The sequence below is a fragment of the Streptomyces sp. NPDC002690 genome, assembly GCF_053592415.1.
In genome coordinates, this window is record NZ_JBSFVR010000034.1 from 1 (window position 1) to 22,221 (window position 22,221).

General features: G+C 71.4%; 15 protein-coding genes. 4 read left to right on the plus strand and 11 right to left on the minus strand.

Going from position 1 to position 22,221, the window contains the following annotated elements; genetic code table 11:
* Positions 1–114 precede the first annotated feature (114 nt).
* The 4 genes from ACWD3D_RS07470 to ACWD3D_RS07485 form a co-directional block, all read right to left on the minus strand.
* The gene (locus tag ACWD3D_RS07470; protein ID WP_451459994.1) at positions 115–1,956 is read right to left on the minus strand and encodes a DUF4153 domain-containing protein; all 1,842 of its coding nucleotides are present in this window, start codon (positions 1,954–1,956) and stop codon (positions 115–117) included.
* A 400-nt stretch (positions 1,957–2,356) separates the two neighbouring features.
* Positions 2,357–3,274 (minus strand): ADP-ribosylglycohydrolase family protein, encoded by a 918-nt coding sequence (locus ACWD3D_RS07475; RefSeq protein ID WP_451459970.1) that lies wholly within the window; start codon positions 3,272–3,274, stop codon positions 2,357–2,359.
* 260 nt (positions 3,275–3,534) lie between these two features.
* Positions 3,535–4,194: a histidine phosphatase family protein gene (locus ACWD3D_RS07480; protein ID WP_451459971.1), complete on the minus strand. Its 660-nt coding sequence runs from the start codon at positions 4,192–4,194 to the stop codon at positions 3,535–3,537.
* Between the two features lie 193 nt (positions 4,195–4,387).
* Entirely contained in the window at positions 4,388–4,996 is a 609-nt protein-coding gene (locus ACWD3D_RS07485; protein ID WP_451459972.1) for a DUF4937 domain-containing protein, read from the minus strand.
* 140 nt (positions 4,997–5,136) lie between these two features.
* Between ACWD3D_RS07485 and ACWD3D_RS07490 the strand changes: the two genes are divergently transcribed.
* Entirely contained in the window at positions 5,137–6,093 is a 957-nt protein-coding gene (locus ACWD3D_RS07490; protein WP_451459973.1) for a DUF1152 domain-containing protein, read from the plus strand.
* A 208-nt stretch (positions 6,094–6,301) separates the two neighbouring features.
* Positions 6,302–6,850: a TerD family protein gene (locus ACWD3D_RS07495; protein WP_451459974.1), complete on the plus strand. Its 549-nt coding sequence runs from the start codon at positions 6,302–6,304 to the stop codon at positions 6,848–6,850.
* A gap of 171 nt (positions 6,851–7,021) precedes the next feature.
* Here the strand turns inward: ACWD3D_RS07495 and ACWD3D_RS07500 are convergent, their stop codons facing one another.
* Both ACWD3D_RS07500 and nrdR read right to left on the minus strand, forming a co-directional pair.
* Entirely contained in the window at positions 7,022–9,919 is a 2,898-nt protein-coding gene (locus tag ACWD3D_RS07500; RefSeq protein ID WP_451459975.1) for a vitamin B12-dependent ribonucleotide reductase, read from the minus strand.
* A 160-nt stretch (positions 9,920–10,079) separates the two neighbouring features.
* Complete coding sequence (gene nrdR, locus ACWD3D_RS07505; protein WP_451459976.1) at positions 10,080–10,586, minus strand: transcriptional regulator NrdR; 507 nt, start codon at positions 10,584–10,586, stop codon at positions 10,080–10,082.
* A gap of 558 nt (positions 10,587–11,144) precedes the next feature.
* Here nrdR and lexA point away from each other — a divergent pair.
* The gene (lexA, locus tag ACWD3D_RS07510; RefSeq protein ID WP_451459977.1) at positions 11,145–11,942 is read left to right on the plus strand and encodes a transcriptional repressor LexA; all 798 of its coding nucleotides are present in this window, start codon (positions 11,145–11,147) and stop codon (positions 11,940–11,942) included.
* 182 nt (positions 11,943–12,124) lie between these two features.
* On the opposite strand, the gene ACWD3D_RS07515 is transcribed toward lexA, so the two are convergent.
* From ACWD3D_RS07515 to ACWD3D_RS07535, 5 genes are all read right to left on the minus strand, one after another.
* A complete protein-coding gene (locus tag ACWD3D_RS07515; RefSeq protein WP_451459978.1) occupies positions 12,125–14,095 on the minus strand; it encodes an ATP-dependent DNA helicase in 1,971 nt (656 codons plus the stop codon).
* Between the two features lie 38 nt (positions 14,096–14,133).
* The gene (locus ACWD3D_RS07520) at positions 14,134–16,020 is read right to left on the minus strand and encodes an IucA/IucC family protein (protein WP_451459979.1); all 1,887 of its coding nucleotides are present in this window, start codon (positions 16,018–16,020) and stop codon (positions 14,134–14,136) included.
* Between the two features lie 60 nt (positions 16,021–16,080).
* Positions 16,081–16,824, minus strand: a complete 744-nt coding sequence (locus tag ACWD3D_RS07525; protein WP_451459980.1) for a GNAT family N-acetyltransferase — start codon at positions 16,822–16,824, stop codon at positions 16,081–16,083.
* Between the two features lie 426 nt (positions 16,825–17,250).
* Positions 17,251–19,122 carry an IucA/IucC family protein gene (locus ACWD3D_RS07530; RefSeq protein WP_451459981.1) on the minus strand — a complete coding sequence of 624 codons (1,872 nt, stop codon included), beginning with the start codon at positions 19,120–19,122 and terminating at the stop codon, positions 17,251–17,253.
* 28 nt (positions 19,123–19,150) lie between these two features.
* Entirely contained in the window at positions 19,151–20,530 is a 1,380-nt protein-coding gene (locus ACWD3D_RS07535) for a diaminobutyrate--2-oxoglutarate transaminase family protein (RefSeq protein WP_451459982.1), read from the minus strand.
* Positions 20,531–20,934: 404 nt separating this feature from the next.
* On the opposite strand from ACWD3D_RS07535, the gene ACWD3D_RS07540 reads away from it, so the two are divergent.
* Entirely contained in the window at positions 20,935–22,158 is a 1,224-nt protein-coding gene (locus tag ACWD3D_RS07540; RefSeq protein WP_451459983.1) for a trypsin-like serine peptidase, read from the plus strand.
* Positions 22,159–22,221: the final 63 nt, after the last annotated feature.

Here is a 22,221-nt window from a genome sequence, read left to right on the forward strand (position 1 = left end):
GGGCGGTACCGGTCGGCCCGCCGGCGGTACCGGCCGGCCGGCGACCTCCGACGGGCCCTCCTCGGCAGGGGCAGCCCACCCGGTCGGCAGGGGCGCGTTCGCGCTCGGGTCCCGTCAGTACGGGTCGTATTCCGAATCGGCCGGACCGGGCTCGGCAGGGTCACGGTCGGTGGAGTCACCGACGCCGCCCGGCCCCGCGTAACACGAGGTCCCGTCCGGGTCGACGGGGTGCCGGGCGAGGATGTCCCGCGCCCTCGCCTCGCTCCAGCTCGTGGCGTACCAGGGTTCGTCCGAATCCAGGAGCGTGCTCTGGATCTCCTGGAGCGCACAGGCCCGCATCCTCTCGTCGGGGATGCCGTCCAGGGCGGGCACGGCGTCGGCCGAGAGCTGTTGGAGGTAGGTGATGTCGATCGCCTTGCCCTCGCGGTAGCGCTGGACGTTCTGCTCGGCGATCAAGCGGTCGGGAGAGATCAGTCCGAAGGCCAGCACTCCCGCGGCAGCGCTGACGACGACCGCCCGGGGCAGATGGCGGGCGCCGAACACTCCGGCGGCAATGATCAGCAGCAGTACGACACCGAGCCACAGCTCGACCGCCGCCACCGAGATCCGTAGCCGGGTCAGGCCGAACGCGTCGACGTAGAGGTCCATACGGCGCAGCGCGGAGGCCACGACGACCAGGGTGAGTACGCAGAGGGTGCCGAGCACGCCCTTGACCAGCAGGCGGTCCTTCGCTCCCCCGCGCGGGGCGAGCCGGATGGCCAGAGCGATGACCACCAGGGTCAGCAGAGTTGCCCAGAGCAGCTGCCAGAAACCTTCACGGGCGTACTCCGCGGGCTTGAGGCCCGTCTCCTCCAGAACCTTGTCGTAGCCGCCGAGCAGTACGACGAGCTGGAGCGCGATGAACGCGGCGAACAGCACGTCCAGCACGATGAGCGGAAGCGCCCACTCCACTCGCCCCCGCGCCCGCCCGGGCCGGACGGTGATCCCGTCCCAGCGGGTCGGGGCGGCGGCCGTGTACGCGGCGGCGAGGGCACCGGCCAGACCGACTGCGAGAAGGAAGAACCGCCAGGGCCCCTCGCCCACCGAGACGTCCGGCAGAACATCACCGAGGAGATCCGCGAAGGCCGCGTCGGCGCTCGCGAAGAGCGTTCCGAACACCAGCAACAGCACCACGGCGACAGCGGCCGAGCGGAGCACGGTGCCCCAGCGCGCCCGTGAGCCGGTGGCCCGCGCCCTGATGCCGCACCATCCCCATCCGATGCCCGGAATCACCCCGTCCAGCACGCCCATCGACCCCGCGAGCACGCCGAACCAGCTCCGCGTGCCGTGCAGGGCGAGCGAGCCCAGGGCGGCGGAGGACACCACGGCGAGGAAGGTCGGCCAGCCCGCGTCCAGCAGCGCCGGGACCGCCAGCAGAGCCAGCCCGCCGACCGCCCAGGTCAGCGTCCACGCCCGCACCCCGCGCCCCGCCCTGCGCGCTTCCAGCCAGGCGCCGGCAGCGGCGGGCAGGGCCACCAGGAGAAGGTTGATGCCGAGGCCGTCACCGAGCAGCAGCGCACTGAGGATGCCGGTGACGAGGACCGCCACCAGGGTCGTGCCCCCGATGGGCGGCGGAGCAGCCGGGCGGACCTGGGCGAACGTCCCCGGTTGCGCGGGCCGGGACCTGGGCTGCTGCTGCCAGGGATTGGCGGACGGGACCACCGCGACCGGTACCGGGACGGACGGCGCGGCGGCCGTACCGGAGTGAGCGCCGTCGCCGGAAGGCTTCCCGGCCGCCGCAGAGGTCGACGTAGAGGTCGACGTAGAGGCCGGCCCGTCGGAGGTACCGACTGGCCCGCCCGGCCCACGGGCACCATCAGGCTCTCCGGCACCACCGGAGCCGTCGCCGCCCTCGGCCGCGCCGGGCGACGACGGCGTGTCCTGCGGACCCGGTATCCCGGTCGGCTGGTCGGACATGGTCATGGGACCCCTCCCCACGCGGGTTCGCCGTACGGTCGAGCGTCGGCGCGTCACCCGCTGTCTCGTTGCTCGCGACCCGACGGAGACGACGGAGACCGTCCGACGGCGCGTGGCCGAAACGGTAGCGGCGCGTCGCCCGGGCGAACCGGCCCCGGCGTCCCTGTGGCAGGACCGTGACACGGCGAGCGGCATGGACGCCGCCCGGCCACCCTCCGCACCCGAAGGAGCGCGATCCGTACTGGCCGGGCGCGTCCGCGGAGCCGCACAGGGCCGCACCCAGCGCACGGACACGGGGCGGCACGCAGCGGCAGGGACACGGGGCGGCGCGGGGCTGCCGCACGAATCCGCGCCACCGACACGAAACCTCGCCCACCCGCGCCCACCCGCGCGAAGCCGGTCAGACGCGGGGCTCGGAGGGCACCCAGGAGGGCGGTTCCTCGGTCTGTTCCAACCACGCGGCGGGCGGGGCACCGGCCGGGGCCGCGGCGACGATCCCGCCGACGATGGCGCAGGTGGTGTCGACGTCCCCGCCGGCCTGGGCGGTCACCCAGAACGCGTCCTCGTACGAGCCGAGGGCACGAGCCGCCGACCAGAGGGCGAAGGGGACCGTGTCCTGGGCGCTGGTGCGACGACCGTTGCCGAGGACCGCGGCGACCGTCGTGGGGTCTTCGTAGTCGAGCATGTCCTTGGCCCGCCTCAGTCCGGCCAGCACGGCGCTGCGCGGCAGCAGCGCGATCACCGCGTCGAGCAGCGCCTCGGGCTGGGGCGGTCCCCCGGGAGACGCGGCGAGTGCCGCGGCGGCGGCCACGGCCATCGCTCCGGTCACGGCCTCGTGGTGCTGGTGCGTGGTGTAGGACGAGATCTCGGCCTGATGGGTGGCCTGCTCCGGGTCGTCGGCGTACCAGGCTCCGAGCGGCGCGATGCGCATGGCGGAGCCGTTGCCCCAGGAACCCTGGCCCTGGAAGAGCCCGGCGGCGAGTTCCTGCCAGTCGCCGCCCTCACGCACCAGCCGGAGCATTCTGTTCACCGCGGGACCGTAGCCGCGGTCGAAGTCGTGGCGTTCGGCGAAGGAGTGGGCCAGCGCGTCCTGGTCGATGCGGCCGTGCTCGGCGAGCACCGCCACCACCGAGCAGGCCATCTCGGTGTCGTCGGTCCACTGCCAGGGCCCCGGCGGCAGGGTGCGACCGCGGAGCAGCGGATAGTTCACGGGGACGAAGAACTGGGAGCCCAGAGCGTCTCCGACGGAGAGGCCGCGCAGGCTGGCGAGAGTGCGTTCGTAACGGCGTCCGAAGGTTTCGGAGGAGTAAGAGGTCATCTTCCTGCCACTCTATCCAGTAGTGCCGTGACGGATCGGGAATCGCTGTCTCGGTCCCGTGGACCACTCCGTCCAGTTTCGGGGACGCGTCTCGGGACGCGTCTCGGGACGCGTTTCCGGGACGCGTTTCCGGGACGGTTCGCGGGACGCGTTTCCGGCGTTCGCGGGACGCGCGGTCCACTCCCGGGAGCGTTGCGACCGGTCACCGGGACCCGCACCGTCCAGTCTCGGCGACGGCCGCGCCCACCGCACCGGCCGGCCTATCCGGTGATGCCGTACGGCTCGGGGGTCCGCCAGCGCGCGAACGGGCGATCGAGGGTGTAGCGGCCGTCCGCCCCGAGCAGCAGTGTCCGGGTCTCGCCGTTGTCCGGGTTGGACAGCGACTCGAACTCGGCGACCGACCAGTGCAGCCAGCGCATGCAGAACAATCTCATGGTGAGCCCGTGCGTCACGAGCAGCACGTTCGGCGGGTGGTCGGGGGCCTGGAAACTGCGGTGCAGGCTCTCCAGGAAGGCGCCGACCCGGTCATAGACGTCGGCCCCGGACTCGCCCTGCGCGAAGCGGTAGAAGAAGTGCCCGTACGCGTCCCGGTACGCCTTCTGGAGCCGCACGTCGTCGCGGTCCTGCCAGTTTCCCCAGTCCTGCTCGCGCAGCCGGGGCTCCTCGCGCACCCGCACACGGGTGAGGTCGAGCCCGAGCGCGCGAAAGGTTTCGTGGGTCCGGCGGTAGGGGGAGACGTACACGCTCACCCGCTCCTCGCCGAACACCTCACGCAGCCGGAAACCGGCCGCCTCCGCCTGCTGGAGCCCGGTGTGCGTCAGCCGAAGGGCATGGTCGGGCTCACGTTCGTACACCGTGTCGTCCACATTGCCCTCGGACTCTCCGTGCCGTACGAGGACGATGCGCTGCGGTCGTGCCATGGGACGACCCTAAGTGCTGCGCACGGATACGCCTCGCCCGAACGGTTGCACGGACCCCGGAACGGCACAGGCCCCAGCACCCGCCAGGCATCCGGGCACCCGCCAGGCCCCGCGCGTCCCAGTTCCCGACAGCGACCCCCGCCTCGGGACCGACCGGGACCCGTCGGGTGCTGCGGGACCTGTCAGGCCGGCGTCAGGCCACCGTCCAGGACGGTTCCAGCTGGACGACATCCCCGGCCAGCGCCAGTACGTCCGTCTCGGTCTCGGCGCGGTCCGACAGCCGCTCGGCGCTCTGGAGCCGGTACTTTCCGCGCTCCGCGCTCGACTGCCACATGGACAGCACCAGGAACTCGTGGCCGGGCGCTTCGCCGAAGACCCCCCGCAACATGCCCGGCGATCCCGCCATGGCCGGGTTCCAGACCCGGTACTGCATGAGCGCGAAGTGTTCCACCCGGTCCTCGCGGACCTTGCTGTGCGCCACCCGGACGACATCGACGTCGGTGAAGTCCGGTTCGAAGCCCGTCTTCACGTCGAAGCGGTGCTCGAACAGCTTGACCTGCACGTCGCGGTGGGCTCCCGGACGCCCGGCGGTCGCGGCGTCACCGGCCCGCGCCATGTAGGAGTCGTAGAAGACCCGGTTCTCCCAGAACGCGAAGACGTGGGCGATGTCGGGGCGTCCCCGGCTCCACCCGCCACCCTGTCCTCGGAACCCCGGCTCATCGAGCAGCCCCGCCCCCTGTCGCTGCCCCTGTTCGAACCCATGACGGTCCACCACGGCGCAGCGCATCCACTTGACCAGCACCGCGCCATCGTACGGCTCCGGGCGTGGCGCGCGTCACTCTCCGGTGGAGAACGTCCGAACTCCGTCCGTATCCCGATACGGACGCCCCGGAATCCCGGTACGGCGGGACTCGAACGGACGGACGATCCAGAATGATCTCCATGACCGGTCTGCACTCGCACCCCTTGTTCTCCCGACTGGAATCCGCCCGGCGCGTACTCGTCGCGGGGGCCGGTGGCGGCTTCGACATCTACGCCGGCCTGCCGATCGCGCTCTCCCTCCTGCACGAGGGCAAAGAGGTCACGCTCGCCAATCTCACCTTCAGCTCGATCGAGGGCCTTCCCCTGGACGACTGGCTCGCGCCGGACGTCGCGGCCGTCACCCCCGAAAGCTCCCTGCACCAGACGTACTTCCCCGAGCGCACCCTCGCCCGGTGGCTCGCGCGGCACGGCTACCCCAGCACCGTCCACGCCTTGGCGAGGGTCGGGGTCCAGCCGCTGCGCGAGGCGTACCGGGCGCTGATCGAGCGCCACGACATCGACGCGGTCGTCCTCGTCGACGGCGGTACGGACATCCTCATGCGGGGCGACGAGTCCGGTCTCGGCACCCCGGAGGAGGACTTGGCCTCCGTCGCCGCACTCGCCGGCATCGACGTGCCGGAGCGGCTGATCGTCTCCGTCGGATTCGGGGTCGACGCCTATCACGGGGTCAGCCACGGGCTCGTGCTGGAGAACATCGCCGCCCTGGAGCGGGACGGCGCCTACCTCGGGGCGTTCTCCCTCTCCCGTTCGACGCGCGAGGGCGCGCTCTATCTCGACGCGGTGGCGCACGCGCAGGAGAACACCCCCGACCACCCCAGCATCGTCAACGGGTCAATCGCCGCAGCGATCCGTGGCTCGTTCGGGGACGTACGGTTCACCTCGCGCACCCAGGGCAGTGAACTCTTCATCAACCCCCTGATGTCGCTCTGCTTCGCCTTCGAACTGGAGGGCGTGGCCCGCAACTGCCTCTACCTCGACCGAATCGAGGACACTCACCTCCTGCGCCAGGTCAGCAGCCGGATAGAGCTGTTCCGCGAGGAGACCGTCCAACGCCCGCCCCTCCGCATCCCGCACTGAATCAGGGCGGACCGGCGGGCGACGCGGGCACGCACGACAGCACGGGCGGCGCACGGCCGCCCGGCGCACGGGCCGCTTCGCGCCACTTCGGGCCGGGTGTGGCCCGATCCGGCCGCCCGGGGCCAACGCGGTTGGATCTGAAGCGAGTTATAGCCATCATCGGGTTGTAGGACCGGACCGGTGGCGCAGCGGCATGAAGGGAAGTCCGATGAGCACCCCCAGCAGCAATCCGAACAAGGACATCGAGAAGGTCGAAGTACGGCTCAAATGGGACCCCAGCGAGCTCGGTGAACCGCCCAACGACCTGGACCTCATCGCGGGTACGTACCTCGCCGACGCACCGTTCGGCACCCCCGACTACCTGGTGCACCACGACAGCCGCTCCCCCGACGGCACGATCATCCTGAACCGGGACAGCCGCACCGGCCAGGGGCTCGGATTCGACGAGGTCATGACCCTGGAACTCGACCGGCTCGCGGAGCGGTACGTACGGGTCGTCGTGGGCGTGGCGATCCAGCAGCGCGACGGCCTCAAGACGTTCGGCGCGGTGGCCGGCACCGGCGTGCAGATCCGCGAGGGCTACACCGAACTGAGCGAGGACGACTTCTCGCGCGTCGCCACGGCAACGGCGGCGGTCGTGGCCGAGTTCACCCGGGACGGCTCGGGCGTCTGGACTTTCCACTCCGCGCTGCGGGGGTTCGACGGCGACCCGGGCACCTTCGCCGCCGAGATGGGCGGGACCGGGCCGTCCGTCTGAATGCCCGGTCGGCCCGGTCACGGGCACGGCGGGCACAGCGGACCCGGTCATGGGTACCGCGAAATGGGTACGGCGAAGGGGACCGGCCACAGGCCGGTCCCCTTCGTGCGCTGCTGATCAGTTACCTGCGCGGATCACGCCGGATGCCGCTCCGGCGCGCTTCCGCCCGTGTCAGCTGCAACCGCTGGTCGAGCCGCAGCCCTCGCAGATGTAGCAGGAACCGGCGCGCTGCATCTTCGTCCCGCAGGAGAAGCAGAGCGGGGCGTCGGCGCTGATGCCGAGCTGCATCTCGACCAGTTCGGCCGAGGTGTGCGCGGTCCGCGGCGCCGGCTTCTCAGCGGCCTCCGCCGGGGCGGCGACGGCCTTCAGCGGCTCCACGTGCAGCGGGGCGGACGGCGCCGACAGCTCGTTGCCGAGGTCGTCGTCCTCCTCGGTCGGCTCGTAGGAGCCGGTGTCCAGGTGACGCTGACGCTCCTCGGCGGAGTGGATGCCGAGGGCCGAGCGGGTCTCGAACGGCAGGAAGTCGAGCGCCAGGCGACGGAAGATGTAGTCGACGATCGACTGCGCCATCCGCACGTCCGGGTCGTCCGTCATGCCGGCCGGCTCGAAGCGCATGTTGGTGAACTTCGAGACGTACGTCTCCAGCGGAACGCCGTACTGCAGACCGACCGAGACGGCGATGGAGAAGGCGTCCATCATGCCGGCCAGGGTGGAGCCCTGCTTCGACATCTTCAGGAAGACCTCGCCGAGACCGTCGTCCGGGTAGGAGTTGGCGGTCATGTAACCCTCGGCGCCACCGACCGTGAAGGAGGTGGTGATCCCCGGACGGCCCTTGGGCAGACGCTTGCGGACCGGGCGGTACTCGACGACCTTCTCGACCGCGGTGCGGATGGTCTCCTCGGCCTTGGCGGTGACCGCCTCCTTCTCCTTCTCCTTGGTCTTGGCGGAGAGGGGCTGGCCGACCTTGCAGTTGTCGCGGTAGATGGCGAGCGCCTTGACACCCATCTTCCACGCCTCGAAGTAGACCTCCTCGACGTCCTCGACCGTGGCCGTCTCCGGCAGGTTCACGGTCTTGGAGAGCGCGCCGGAGATCCACGGCTGGATGGCCGCCATCATCCGGACGTGGCCCATGGCCGAGATGGAACGCTCACCCATGGCGCAGTCGAAGACCTCGTAGTGCTCGGTCTTCAGGGCCGGGGCGTCGATGACGTTCCCGTTCTCCGCGATGTGGGCGACGATCGCCTCGATCTGCTCCGGCTGGTACCCGAGGCGGCGCAGCGCCTGCGGCACAGTGCCGTTGACGATCTGCATCGAGCCGCCGCCGACCAGCTTCTTGAACTTGACCAGGGCGAGGTCGGGCTCCAGGCCGGTGGTGTCGCAGGACATCGCCAGGCCGATGGTGCCGGTCGGGGCGATGACGGACGCCTGGGCGTTGCGGAATCCGTTCTTCGCGCCGAGACGGATCACGTCCTGCCAGGCCTCCGTGGCGGCGGCCCAGATCGGCGAGTCCAGGTCGTCCACGTGGACGGCCTTGGTGTTGGCGTCGGCGTGCTGCTGCATGACGCGCTGGTGGGGCTCGGCGTTACGGGCGTAGCCGTCGTACGGGCCGACGACCGCGGCGAGTTCGGCGGAACGGCGGTAGGAGGTACCGGTCATCAGCGAGCTGATGGCACCGGCGAGCGCGCGGCCGCCGTCGCTGTCGTACGCGTGGCCGGTCGCCATCAGCAGGGCGCCGAGGTTGGCGTAGCCGATGCCGAGCTGGCGGAAGGCGCGGGTGTTCTCGCCGATCTTCTCCGTCGGGAAGTCCGCGAAGCAGATCGAGATGTCCATCGCGGTGATGACCAGCTCGACGACCTTGGCGAAGCGCTCGGACTCGAAGGACTGGTGGCCCTCACCGTCGTCCTTGAGGAACTTCATGAGGTTCAGCGAGGCGAGGTTGCACGAGGTGTTGTCCAGGTGCATGTACTCGCTGCACGGGTTCGAGCCGTTGATGCGGCCGGACTCCGGGCAGGTGTGCCAGGCGTTGATGGTGTCGTCGTACTGGATGCCCGGGTCGGCGCAGGCCCAGGCCGCCTCGGCCATCTTGCGGAAGAGGGACTTCGCCTCGACCGTTTCGATGACCTCGCCGGTCATGCGGGCGCGCAGACCGAACGAACCGCCGGACTCCACGGCCTTCATGAACTCGTCGTTCACGCGGACGGAGTTGTTGGCGTTCTGGTACTGGACGGACGTGATGTCGTCGCCGCCCAGGTCCATGTCGAAGCCCGCGTCGCGAAGAGCGCGGATCTTCTCTTCTTCCTTCACCTTGGTCTCGATGAAGTTCTCGATGTCGGGGTGGTCGACGTCGAGGATGACCATCTTGGCCGCGCGGCGGGTGGCGCCACCGGACTTGATGGTTCCGGCGGAGGCGTCGGCACCGCGCATGAAGGAGACAGGGCCCGAGGCGTTGCCGCCGGAGGAGAGGAGCTCCTTGGAGGAACGGATGCGGGACAGGTTCAGGCCTGCGCCGGAACCGCCCTTGAAGATCATCCCCTCTTCCTTGTACCAGTCGAGGATCGACTCCATGGAGTCGTCGACGGCCAGGATGAAGCAGGCGGAGACCTGCTGCGGCTGGGGGGTGCCGACGTTGAACCAGACCGGCGAGTTGAAGCTGAAGATCTGGTGCAGGAGGGCGTAGGCCAGCTCGTGCTCGAAGATCTCGGCGTCCGCGGGGGAGGCGAAGTACTGGTGCTCCTCGCCGGCCTTGCGGTAGGTCGTCACGATCCGGTCGATCAGCTGACGCAGACCGGTCTCGCGCTGCGGCGTGCCGACAGCTCCGCGGAAGTACTTACTGGTGACGATGTTGACCGCGTTCACCGACCAGAAGTCGGGGAACTCGACGCCACGCTGCTCGAAGTTGATCGAGCCGTCGCGCCAGTTGGTCATGACGACGTCACGGGACTCCCACGCCACCTCGTCGTACGGATGCACGCCAGGAGTGGTGTGGATGCGCTCGATACGCAGACCCTTGCTCGGCTTGATCCCCTTGGTGCGGGAACTCCGTGCCGGGCCGCTCGCCGTCTCTGTCATGCCGCCTCCCATATGTGGGCAAAAACGCCCTGAAGTGCCCAGTTCTTCCCGGGGCACAGTGCTGTGTCTGGTGCTCCGGACGCCGCCCTCGGCGCCGGAAGCAGGTCTGTGGACCACCCTGTCGACGTCCGGCAGACCTCAGCCGGACGGCGTGTACCACTCAGTGGGCGGGAACGGAGGGAGCGGGGACCTCGACGGTCTCCCCGCCCTCTCCGGCGGGAAGCCGCAGTTCGCGCAGTTCCGCGATGGCGGCTTCGAAGTCTTCGAGCGAGTCGAACGCCCGGTACACGGACGCGAAACGCAGGTACGCGACGAGGTCGAGTTCCCTCAGGGGGCCGAGTATGGCGAGCCCCACGTCGTGGGTCGTCAGCTCCGCGCTTCCGGTGGCGCGCACCGCCTCCTCGACCCGCTGGCCGAGCTTGGCGAGGGCGTCCTCCGTGACCGGCCGCCCCTGGCACGCCTTGCGGACGCCCGAGATGACCTTGGTACGACTGAAGGGCTCGGTCACTCCGCTGCGCTTGACGACCATGAGCGAGCAGGTCTCCACCGTGGTGAACCGGCGGGAGCAGTCGGGGCACTGCCGGCGGCGCCGGATCGAGGTGCCGTCGTCGGTCGTGCGACTGTCGACGACCCTGCTGTCGGGGTGCCTGCAGAAGGGGCAGTGCATGGTTCCCAAGCCTCCTTCACGGCACGAGTAATAAGCCTCACAGGACCCCGCCGGGGCCCTTCGAAGCAGTCACCAGCATAGGGGATTCCCGGCGCCCACCGGACCGGGGACCACAACCTCTGGGCGACCCGGGCAATCCAACCACTAGATCTAGGGTTTTGCTCGGTTTCGGCCCCAGGCGTGTCGGACCGGCCCGGGACGCCCGGGCCGCGCACGGCCAAGGCACGAGGGTACGGGAAACGCTCCCGCTCCGGGACGCCGGGTGGGGCCCCCGCGACAGCTTTCCCGGGGGCCGGCAGGACTCCACGAGCGGCTCTCGCGCGTCGTTCCCGGGCGCGCCAAGGGGAAGGCCCGGAGGGGACCCGGCACCGGCGCGCGAAAAGAGCGGCGGTACCGTTATGAACCGAATTCGCGAGCCGCCCGCACCGGAGCGCATACACCCGGTCACAAAGGCCATGCAGGCCTTTATTCGTTTTTCACTCGAACGTGTGTTTGGCGCAACCTTTCGAAAGCTACTACCGTTGTCCAGCCAGGGAGAACATTTCGAGAGGGGCCGATGTGACCACCAGCGCCGACAGTGCCACGATCACTGCCCGGGACCACCGCTCTCCGAGCCGACCTGAGCCGGTGCATGCAATGAATGACTCTGTCACGAACCCGGACGGGCCCGAGCCCCCCAGGGCGGCGCGCTCCTTGCCCGGGCGTCCACCCGGCATCCGGGCCGACAGTTCGGGCCTCACCGACCGGCAGCGGCGGGTCATCGAGGTCATCCGCGACTCGGTGCAGCGCCGCGGTTACCCACCGTCGATGCGGGAGATCGGGCAGGCCGTCGGCCTGTCCAGCACCTCGTCGGTGGCCCACCAGCTCATGGCCCTGGAGCGCAAGGGTTTCCTGCGCAGGGACCCGCACCGCCCCCGGGCTTACGAAGTCCGGGGCTCGGACCAGCCCATCTCGCAGCAGACGGACACGACGGGCAAGCCCGCCGCCTCGTACGTCCCCCTGGTCGGCCGGATCGCGGCCGGTGGTCCGATCCTTGCCGAGGAATCGGTGGAGGACGTCTTCCCGCTCCCGCGCCAACTGGTCGGTGACGGCGAGCTGTTCGTACTCAAGGTGGTCGGTGACTCCATGATCGAAGCCGCCATCTGCGACGGCGACTGGGTCACTGTACGCCGCCAGCCCGTCGCCGAGAACGGCGACATCGTCGCAGCCATGCTGGAGGGCGAGGCCACGGTCAAGCGGTTCCGCCGCGAGGACGGCCATGTCTGGCTGCTCCCGCACAACTCCGCGTACCAGCCGATCCCCGGTGACGACGCGACCATTCTCGGCAAGGTCGTGGCCGTCCTGCGACGCGTCTGACCCCCGGAGCGGTCGATCGGAAGCAATCGACGCGACCGGTGGAGCCACCCCGGTGGCCGGCCGCGCCGGTAGTCCCACCCTGGAACATCAGCCCTGGCCCACGGAGCCCCGGTGGCCGTCCCTCAGTCGTGGGGAGCGGCCGCCGGGGCTCCGTGCTGCACGCCGGTCCCCGCCGACGCGGCTCAGCGGCCCTCGGCCCGCGCCGCCGCGTCGATCGCCGACAGGGAACGCCGGACCTGGTTGCGGTCGGTGGTGTACCAGAAGTCGGGCAGCGAGGCCCGCAGATAGCTGCCGTACCGGGCGTTGGCGAGACGGGGGTCCAGGACGGCCACCACGCCCTTGTCGCCGGTTGCCCGGACGAGCCTGCCCGCTCCCTGGGCCATCAGCAGAGCGGCGTGGGTGGCGGCGACCGCCATGAAGCCGTTCCCGCCCGCCTGCTCGACGGCCTTGGAGCGGGCGCTCATCAGCGGGTCGTCGGGCCGGGGGAAGGGGATGCGGTCCATGACCACGAGCTGGCAGCTCGCGCCCGGTACGTCGACGCCCTGCCAGAGCGACAGGGTGCCGAAGAGGCAGGTGTCCGGGTCGGCCGCGAAGTTCTTGATCAGTTCGCCGAGGGTCTCCTCCCCCTGGAGCAGGATCGGCTTCTCCAGCCGATCGCGCAGCGCCTCCGCTGCCGCCTGCGCCGCTCGCATCGAGGAGAACAGCCCGAGCGTGCGCCCGCCTGCGGCCTCCATCAACTCGGCCAGCTCGTCCAGCATGTCGGTGCGCGAGCCCTCCCGCCCGGGGGTGGCCAGGTGGCGGGCGACGTAGAGGATGCCCTGCTTCGGGTAGTCGAAGGGCGAGCCGACGTCGAGTCCCTTCCACTGCGGGACGTCTTCCCCCGCGGTGCCCTCGGGGGCGAGCCCCAGGGAGGCACCGACGCCGTTGAAGTCCCCGCCGAGTTTCAGCGTGGCCGAGGTGAGCACCACCGAGCGCTCGGCGAAGAGCTTCTCGCGCAGCAGCCCGGAGACGGAGAGCGGGGCCACCCGCACGGACGCGCCGAACCGGTCGTGGCGTTCGTACCAGACGACGTCCCATTCCGAGCCCTGGGTGATCCGCTCGGCCACCGCGTGGACCGACTCCACCGAGGCCATCGCCTGCTTGCGCACGGCGTCCTCGTCCTGGACGGACTTGTCCCGGGTGGAGCCGAGTGCGGAGATCACCGTACGGGCGGCGTCACGCAGTGCCATCAAGGCGTAGCCGAGGTCCTCGGGGACCTCTTCCAGACGGCCGGGCAGGGCCAGCTCCATGACCCGCTCGAACCCCTCCGAGGCGGTCTGGAGCGCGTCGGCCGCCTTCTCGTTGACCAGCTTGGCGGCGCGGCGCACCGCGCGGTTGACCTGGCCGGGTGTGAGCTCGCCGGTCGCCACACCGGTGACGCGTGAGACCAGCTCGTGCGCCTCGTCGACGATCAGCACCTCGTGCGGGGGAAGCACCGGAGCACCTTCGATGGCGTCGATGGCGAGCAGGGCGTGGTTGGTGACCACGACGTCGGCCAGCTTGGCCCGCTCCCGGGCGGCCTCCGCGAAGCACTCGGCGCCGTACGCGCACTTCGACGCGCCCAGGCACTCCCGGGAGGAGACGGAGACCTGGGCCCAGGCGCGGTCCGAGACGCCGGGAGTCAGGTCGTCCCGGTCGCCGGACTCGGTCTCGTCCGACCAGTCCCGCAGCCGCAGCAGGTCCTGGCCCAGCTTGCTGGACGGCGCCGCCGCCTCGAACTGGTCGAAGAGCCCCTCCTCCTCGTCCTGCGGGACGCCCTCGTGGAGGCGGTGCAGGCAGAGGTAGTTGGAGCGGCCCTTGAGCATCGCGTACTGGGGACGGCGGCGCAGCAGTGGGTGCAGCGCCTCCACGGTGCGCGGCAGGTCCCGCTCCACGAGCTGGCGCTGGAGGGCGAGCGTGGCCGTGGCGACCACGACCCGCTCCCCGTGCGCCAGAGCGGGGACGAGATAGCCGAGAGACTTGCCCGTGCCGGTGCCGGCCTGGACGAGAAGGTGGGCGTTGTCGTCCACGGCCCCGGCGACGGCCTCGGCCATCGCGGCCTGGCCGGGCCGTTCCGTACCGCCGACGGCGGAGACGGCGGCGTGGAGGAGCTCGGTGAGGGATGGCTTCGTCATAGCCGCACCAGCCTACGGCGCGGCAGTGACAGGGGCGATCACTCCGGGACGGAACCGGCGAAGTGCAGCGGGTTCGGGACGACGCCGTGGACGGCCGCGTGCGGGCGGTCCGGGCGGTCCCGGTAACCGTCCACGAGCAGCCGGTTCCGGTTGAGACATAGCCGCTCGATCTGGGGCGTCAGCATGTCGAACATCTCGAACCGGTCCTTCAGCTCCGGGAACCTGGCGTGGTGGCGCAGGATCTCGGCCCTGACAAGTGACCAGAATTCACCCTCCGGGACGTCCAGTTGTTCCTCGCAGAGCGGCGACAGATAGCGGAAGACGCCGACGAAGAGCCCGGAGTGGATGAACTGGGTGAGGAAGGAGGGGGCCTCGGCCAGCAGCACGGCGCGCACGTCAGCGGGCATGGTGTCGTGCTCGGGCAGCGGGTGGGCGCTGACGTTGACGTCGTCGACGAAGTCCTTGATCGCGAGCCGCACGGGTACGTCCCGTTCGTCGAAGACCACGATGGCGTTCTCGCCGTGCGGCGAGAAGACGGTGCCGTACCGGTAGAGGAAGTGCAGGAGCGGAGGGAGCAGGGCGGCGAAGAGCCGGACCAGCCAGTCGCGGGGGGCCAGCCCGGAACGTTCGACCAGTTCGGCGGTGAAGGCGCGGCCGTCGGGGTCGGTGTGCAGGAGGGAGGCCAGGGTGCGCGCCCGTTCGCCCGCCGCCAGTCTCGGCGGCAGCGGCTCGCGCCAGATCGCGCCGAGGATCTCCTTGAACTGGTAGGGAACCTCGGGCAGCCGGTCGTAGAGCGGGTGTTCCACCGTCACGGAGGCGACCTCGCCGAGCAGGATCACCGCGCAGGTGTCGCGCAGGAAGGGGTCGGCGGCGCAGAGCCCCTGGACCCAGCCGGTGACGGCGGGCGCGGCGAGGGTGCGCTCGGTCGGCAGTCCGCGCCAGACGAGGGTGTTGAGGATCGACAGCGGGAGCTTCACCGTGAAGCGGTCGGGACGTCCCACGTTGGCGAAGGTCCGGATGGACTGCTGCGGCAGCCTGAGGTCGTCGTCGGCGTGCAACGGGACGATGTCGTTCCCGGCGATGGCGGGCGCGTAGAGCGGCACGATCCACTCGTCCCACTGCCAGGGGTGGACGGGCAGGTAGACGTACTCCCGCGCGTCGAGCCCGAGGTCGGCGAGCCGTGCCGCGAAGGCCTCCCGTACGGCGGGGTCCAGCTCCCGGGCGTACAGCCGGTCGGGGGTGGCGAGCCCGGGTACGCCGCGGTAGCCGGCGATCCGGGTGCTGACCGCGATCCACGGCAGCGTGGTGGCCGCGCGCGCCTCCGGGGTGAAGCGGGCCGCGTCGGCGGCGGAGAAACCGAGCCGGCCCTTGTTGGCGACGAGCCAGGGGTGGCCGGTCTGGTGGCCCTCCAGCTCGGCGTAGCCGAGGTCCGCGAGTTCGGCCGCGCCGAGGGCGGTGTGCGCGAGGTGCGCGTCGGAGGCCAGGGTGCGGGTGAGTTCGCGCACGAGATGGCCGAGGGTGGCGCCGTCCAGGCCGAGGAGACCTCGGGCGCGGGTGAGGAAGAGCAGCGGGTCGCGGAACGGCCGCTCCTGCGGCAGGCCGTCGTCGTTCCCGTCGGCCGCTGGTGGAGTGGTCTCGCGGACCGAGGCGGGGTCGACGCGCCAGCTGCCGTACACCCCGCGGCGGGCCCGGAAGGTGAGCGTGGCTCCGTCGTCGAGGAGCAGGGCGTACGGTTCGCCGGTGCCGTCCGCGGTGACGGGCGACCGCTGCCGGAGCGGCAGGATGATCTCCTCGTACGCGAACTCGCCGAGCATCTTCGCGAGCAGTCGGGCCGTGACCCGGTCCCAGACGGCTCTGTTCAGTTCCGGGCGGTCCGGGAGCTGCTGGCGCCCCGAGGGTTCAGGGCTCACGGGATATTTCTGCACGGGGACTCCTCGGGACGGAACCGATGGGGTTCGAGCGGTGTGCGTGCTTCGGTGTGTTCTTCACAGCTGGTCTCGGTGGGCTCGGTCGCGGATCATCAGGGCGGCCTTCTTCTCGGGCAGTTCGAGTTCGGCGGAGAAGCGGAATCCCGCGCTCAGAAAGGCCGAGACGGAGGGGGTGTTGCGCAGGTCGGGTTCCGCGACGACGCGTGCGCAGGAGGGACGGTGGTCGAGCACGAGGTCGGCCACCGCGCGCAGCAGGGTGCTGCCGAGCCGCCGGCCGCGATCGGTGACCCCGCCGATCAGCAGGTGCACGCCGGTGTCGTGGGGGCGAGCGGGGTAGTGGCGGGCGAGCGGATCGAGGTCGGCGCGGTAGATCTCCCAGTAGCTCATCGCCTTGCCGTCGAGAACGCCGAGGCACGGGACGCTCCGCCCGTCGCCTTCGAGCTGGGCGGCGATGTGCCGGGCCGTGACCTCCTCGGGCCCCGCGAGTTCCCAGAAGGCGGCGACAGCCGGATCGTTCATCCAGCGGGTGACGACGGCGAGGTCGCGTTCGAGCCGTACGGGCACCAGCTGGAAGATCCCGGCGGCCGTGGTCGCGGGGCGCCAGGTGCCGGGCGCGTCCAGCAGCGTGGCGGACCCGGGCCCGCCGGCGGACGTCCGGTGGGGTGCCGGTGGGGTGTCCGAGGCGAACAGGGCCAGAAGTTCCTCGGTGAGACGCAGGTCCAGGGTGTCCTCGACGGCGGTCGCCGGATGGTGCGCCCGGGGCGCGCCACCGGTCGGCCCGGGGTCTTCCGCTCTCGTCATCCTGGGATCTTGTCCGCCTGCGGCCTTCCGCGAAACCGGTCCGGCCGCCGGGTTCCCGGGCGTGTCGACGGGTGGCACAACGACGTTCTCCTCTCCTGGGTACCGGCGGTCCCGGTGACCCGGCTCTTCCGCGCACCCGCGTCCCGGTTTCCGGTGCGCACGACGGCCCGGCACGTCACGGCCGAGCGCGGGCGGGGTCTCCGACCGGGAGCGGATCGGATCGGCCCGAGACCCCGCCCCGGCCCCGGACCGGATCGGGCCGGGGCCACCGGGCAAGGGCGGGTGCCGTGCCTCGGGACGCCGGGGCGGGCGGCCGAGCGGGAGCTTCGGCGGCCCTCCGGCCACGCCACGGGGAGCGGTGCCCGACCCCTGCAGCGGGTCCGGCACGGTCCGGGCGGGAGGCCGTCCGTGCGCGCGGGGCGGGTGTCAGGAATGCAGCGGGTTGGTGATGGTCACGTACACGGACTGGGTGTCGACGGGTCCGACGAGTTCGTCCATGCCGTTCAGCCGGGTCAGCAGGTTGGCCTTGCAGCGCAGCCGGCCGGTCTCAAGGAGGTACGCCGGAAGCGGCGAGCCCATCGCGGTGGCGGAGCGGAGGAAGCGGCGGAACGCGTCGAGAAGGAGGTGTTCGTCGGCGAGGTGCTGAGAGCCGAAGGCCCCGATCAGACCGAGGACGTTGTTGATGCCGAGGTAGTAGGCGAACCGTTCGTCGGTGACGGCGTCGGAGACGAAGGTGTCGCTCTCGGCGCCGATGCCGGGCAGTCGCCGGTCGAGCGCGCCCCGGTGGGACTCCCGGAAGTAGTACCCCTGGTTGTCCCGGTACCGGCCGCCCACGGGCCAGCCGTCCGCGTCGAGCAGGACGAGGGTGTTCTGCTGGTGCGCCTCCAGGGCGACCCCGGCGTTGGCGTCGAGCCAGAGGACGGGGCGTACGACGCGGTCGAGGTAGCGCAGGAACCACTCCGCGGAGACGGCGCCGACGGTGCGTCCGGTCCGCTCGGCGAGGCGGGACACGGTCTCCGCCAGCCGGGAGCGCATCGCGGTACGCCCGCGGCAGGGGCGCACCGCGGTGAGGCCGGCGACGCAGAGGGCGTCGTCGTGCGGGCCGAACGGGTTGTTCCGCAGGACTACGTCGAGTCCCTGGACCGGGGTGCCGTCCTTGCTGTCGACGGCGAGCCAGGCCGGGTCGCGGACGATGTCGAACCCGGGGTGGGCACGGCGCCACTCGGCGGACAGGCCGCCGCGCAGGAGCCGGTGCACTTCGGCGCCCCGGTGGAGTTCCTTGCGGAGGTTCTCCCGGCGGGAGTTGGTGATGCGTACGCCCAGCGAGAGCTTGAGCATGACGCCCGAGCCCGGTCGGTACACGGTCCGGACCGAGGAGGTGGGGTGCCAGCGTCCGCCCGCCTCGCCGAGGTCGTGCAGGAGGCCCGCGTCCAGGAGTTCGGTGACCTCGGTGCGGCGCCGCAGCTCCTCGGCCTGCCAGGGGTGGACCGGCAGGGCGACCGTGCCCTCGGGCAGGCGCAGCCCTTCGGCGTGCGGGGCCAGCAGTTCCTCGGCGGTCACCGGGCGGCCGTCGCGGGTCCAGGCGGAGTCGGTGGCGAGGACGCACCGGTCGACGGCCATCCAGTGGAGCGGGAAGCTGCCGTGGAGTTCGGGCGAGTAGAGCCGGGCCTCCGACTCCGAGAGCCCCTCGCGGCTCTTGGGCGTGGGGTGGAGCGGGTGTCCGTGCAGCAGGGACTGCTCCGCGGCGAGGAAGGGGTCGGTGCCCGGGGGCTCCTCGGGTGTGCGGCGCCGCTGGGTGAGGAACCCGGTGGTGTGGCGGACGGAGTCGGCGACACGGCCCACGAGTTCGGCGGCGGCGTGCCGGTCGCCCTCACGGCAGAGCAGGGCGGCGACGGTGACCGCGTCGGTGGACGGGGCCCCCGCGGGGGCGCCTTCGAGGACGGCGGGGCCGAACCGGTGGTGGCCGGTCGGCGACCAGTACAGCACGGGCACGAGGAGGGCGGTGCCGCTCGCGGGCAGGGGGATGCGCAGGGTGTCCCGCTCCGGGCGGGGCAGGTCCAGCTCCCGCGCCCAGCAGCGCAGCAGGCTCTCGGCGCCCGCGACGTCGGCCGCGCGGTACGGGTCCGGATCGTCCAGCGGGTCCGCGTGCGGGGCCGGGGTGCTCCCGTCCTCGTGGTGGCCGGCCTTCTGCCGGGGAACGGTCGTCGTCTCGGCCGTACGCGGGCCGAGCGGCGCGTCCTGCCCTCGGAGCTGGCTGGTGAGGGTGGTGTCGGCCTCGGGCGCGGGGGTGGGGTTCACGGCGTCTTCCTTGTGAGGGGTTGCGGGGTCAGCGGAGCGACCCGGCGGCGGCCCGCCGGTGCGGCGAGCCTTCTGCGGCTTGAAGCGCGTCGGCGAGGCGGTCGAGGACCGCCGTCGCCTGTTCGTCGGTGAGGGTGAGGGGCGGCAGCAGCCGTACGACGGCGTCGTGCCGTCCGCCGAGTTCGACGATGAGTCCGCGGCGCAGGCATTCCTGCTGCACGGCGGCGGCGAAGGCCGGGTCGGCCGGGGGCGGGCCGCCGTCGTGTTCGGGAGCGGCCTCGGGGTCGACGAGTTCGACGCCGATCATCAGGCCGCGTCCCCGGACGTTCCCGATGGAGGGGTGGCGCCCGGCCAGGTCGCGAAGCTGTCCGAGCATGCGCTCCCCGAGTGTGGCGGCACGTTCGGCCAAGCCGTTCTCGCGGACGTACGCCAGGGTGGCCGCGCCGGCCGCCATGGCGAGCTGGTTGCCGCGGAAGGTGCCGGCGTGGGCGCCGGGCCGCCAGAGGTCGAGCGCGGAGCGGTAGACGATCACGGCGAGCGGCAACGAGCCGCCGATGGCCTTGGACAGCACCATCACGTCGGGCACCACCCCGCTGTGTTCGACGGCCCAGAAGCGGCCGGTCCTGCCGACGCCGGTCTGCACCTCGTCGGCGATCAGGGGGATGGAGCGGTCGGCGGTGATCTCGCGCATCCGGCGCAGCCAGGCGTCGGGTGCGGGGTTGACCCCGCCCTCGCCCTGCACGGGTTCGAGGATCATCCCGGCCGGGGCGGGGACCCCGCCCTTGGGGTCGTCGAGCAGGTGGCGGGTCCAGTGGGCGGCGATCTCGGCTCCCCGGTCCCCGCCGATCCCGAAGGGGCAACGGTAGTCCTGTGGGAAGGGCAGGCGTGTCACGCGTACGTCCCTGGCACCGCCGGACGCGTCGAGGGCCCCCGAGGTCATGCCGTGGTAGGCGCCGGTGAAGGCGAGCAGTCCGGTCCGGCCGGTGGCCGCGCGCACCAGCTTGAACGCGGCTTCGACGGCGTCCGTTCCGGCGGGTCCGCAGAACTGGATGCGGGCGTCACGGGCCAGTTCGCCGGGGAGCGTGGCGAACAGCTCGGTGGTGAAGGCGTCCTTCACGGGGGTGGCGAGGTCGAGCACGTGCAACGGCGCACCGGAGTCGATGACCTTGCGGATGGCCTCCAGCACCACCGGGTGGTTGTGGCCGAGTGCCAGGGTGCCCGCGCCGGAGAGACAGTCGAGGTATCTGCGGCCGTCGGCTCCCTCGATGGTCAGCCCGCGTGCCCGCACGGGCACGATCGGCAGGGAGCGCGCGTAGGTGCGCGCCGCCGACTCGCGCAACGACTGGCGGCGGAGAATGCCCTCGTGCGCCGCGGGCGGGGCCGCCGGTGCTGATTCGGTCACGGCCACGGCTGTTGATCCTCCTGCGTTCACGGTCGTGTTGCACGTAGTCACGTCGTCCGGGAGTACGTTCTCCCGGCGGCGGAATGCGCGGGTGAACTCCGGGCGTGTGTCCCCCGTACGGACCAACGAGCCAACGGGCCGGGGATCACGGGTAAATCGGAAGATCCTTGCGGTGGCGGTACCTGACGGAGCGGAACCACGGACCTGCCCGGCACGGTCTTCGACAGCAACGGCATAGTAGAGGCCGCTCAGCATAGGGCCGTTGCCCAACCGGGCGCGGGGCAAGGGGCATTCGTGCTCCGTCCCGCACCGCACGGCACGGCACCGCGGAGGCGGACAGGCTTGGCGCACCGGGGCGACCGGGGTGCCGTACGCGGCGACGAACGACGAAGTCCCAGGGGGATCACCAGATGCGACCCATTCACCCGATCGATACGGCCCGGAACGGGAGGGGCGGGCGACGTGTGTCCTCGTCCGTGCCGGCGGCAGTCGCCCTCGCGACGGTACTCGCCCTCACGGCGACCGCCTGCGGACCCGAGGACGACGGCGCGTCCAAGGAGCCCGCCGCTTCGGCCGCGGCCTCCTCGGACGGGAAGATCGTCATCCCGGACGAGTTGAAGAACCGGCTCAAGGAGCACGGGATCGATCTCGACAAGTGGCGGAACGGCGAGTGGAAGAACTGGGACAAGGACCAGTGGCTCCGTGAGGCCAAGGACTACGTCAACCCGATCATCGAGAACCTCTGGAACCCGGAGCGGATGCGGGACGCCGACATCTCCCCGGAGCAGCCCGTCGCCGACGACATCTCCGGCGACGAGGGAGTGACCGACCCGACCCCCGCCGTCCGGGAAGCCGCCGAGGCGCACACCCCGTACCACGACAGCGTTCCGGAGAGCGGCAAGCTGCTGTTCGACGGGCCCGAGGGTTCGATGGTCTGCTCCGCCACCGTGGTGAAGGACCCGGCGCACCCGGGCAAGTCGAACCTGGTGTGGACCGCCGGGCACTGCGTGCACGCGGGCAAGGAGGGCGGCTGGTACCGCAACATCGCCTTCGTCCCCGGGTACAACGACAGCGGTATGGAGACGGCGAAGCTGGAGAACGCCTCCAAGGAGGAGATCGCTCCGTACGGCGTGTGGTGGAGCGACTGGGCTTCCACCTCGGACCAGTGGATCGCCGAGGGCGCGTCGACCGGTGGTCAGGGCGCCCCGTACGACTTCGCGGTGCTGCATGTGACGCCGGAGACCGGCGCTTCGGCCAAGTCGCTGGAGGAGACGGTGGGTTACGCGCTGCCGGTCGACTTCGACGCGCCCGCGGTGTCCGGCATCTCCTCGTTGACGGCGACCGGCTATCCGGCCGCTCCCCCGTACGACGGGCAGAAGGCGTTCCAGTGCGACGACACCCCGGGCCGGCTCTCGGTCCTCCAGGACGAGCCCACGATGTACCGCATCGGCTGCTCGATGACCGGGGGCGCCTCGGGCGGCGGCTGGGTCGGCGAGGGCGCCGACGGGAAGCCCGCCCTGTTCTCCAACACCTCGATCGGCCCGGTCACGGCCGGCTGGCTCGCGGGACCGCGCCTGGGCAAGGAGGCCGAGGCGGTCTACGAAGGGGTGAGCCGGAAGTACGCGGGGCAGTGACGCTCACGCCGGAGGCCCGGCCGCTCCCCGTGGGGAGCGGCCGGGCCTCCGGCGTCGTGAACG